The organism is Sodalis-like endosymbiont of Proechinophthirus fluctus (assembly GCF_001602625.1).
Classification (GTDB): Bacteria; Pseudomonadota; Gammaproteobacteria; order Enterobacterales; family Enterobacteriaceae.
In genome coordinates this window covers 19,753-20,616 of record NZ_LECR01000047.1, presented here as the reverse complement: position 1 = coordinate 20,616, position 864 = coordinate 19,753, and the positions used below count along the sequence as shown (strand labels likewise).

The following is an 864-nucleotide window of genomic DNA, read 5'->3' as shown; positions in this document are numbered from 1 at the left end:
CAGCCATATTCAATCGCTGACTATCCCGAACTGCATTTCCTACGATCTGGCCTATGCCTATGAAGTCGCGGTCATCATGCATGACGGTTTGATCCGGATGTACGGTGATAAGCCGGAAAACGTCTACTACTATCTGACCACACCGAATGAAAACTATGCTATGCCTACCATGCCGAAAGGGGCGGAAGAGGGTATTCGCAAGGGAATCTACAAGCTGGAAATGCTGGAAGGTTGCAAAGTTAAAGTGCAGCTTATGGGCTCCGGTGCCATTCTTCGCCACGTGCGCAAAGCGGCGCAGATCCTGTCGAAAGAGTACGGGGTGGGTTCCGATGTATATAGCGTGACCTCGTTTACCGAACTGGCGCGCGATGGCCAGGATTGCGAACGTTGGAATATGCTCCATCCGACCGAAACGCCGCGTGTGCCGTATGTGGCTACTGTGCTTAACGATGCGCCGACGGTAGCGTCCACCGACTATATGAAACTGTTCGCCGAGCAGATTCGCAACTTTATTCCAGCCAGCGAGTTCTGCGTTCTGGGCACCGATGGTTTCGGCCGTTCCGACAGCCGTGAGAACCTGCGTCATCACTTTGAAGTGGACGCCAGCTATGTGGTGATTGCGGCGCTGGGTGAATTGGCCAAACGCGGCGATGTCGGTGCTGATGTGGTGGCGCAGGCCATCAGTAAATTCGGCATCGATGCTGACAAAGTCAACCCGCGTTTGGCGTAATAAGAGGTAGAGTAAATCATGGCTATTGAAATCAACGTACCGGATATCGGTGCAGATAAAATGGAAGTCACCGAAGTACTGGTCAGCGTGGGTGATAAAGTCGACGCTGAGCAGTCGCTGATTATAGTGGAAGG

The 864-nt window shown here is 52.8% G+C and carries 2 protein-coding genes; both read left to right on the top strand.

All coding sequences use genetic code 11. The features are described 5' to 3' along the window. Nucleotides 1–730 (top strand): transketolase-like TK C-terminal-containing protein (locus BG74_RS17055; RefSeq protein WP_439895676.1); only part of this gene is annotated, 730 nt, incomplete at its 5' end. An 18-nt stretch (nucleotides 731–748) separates the two neighbouring features. Continuing rightward, on the top strand, nucleotides 749–864 hold a 116-nt coding region (locus BG74_RS17050), incomplete at its 3' end, for a biotin/lipoyl-containing protein (RefSeq protein WP_244267343.1).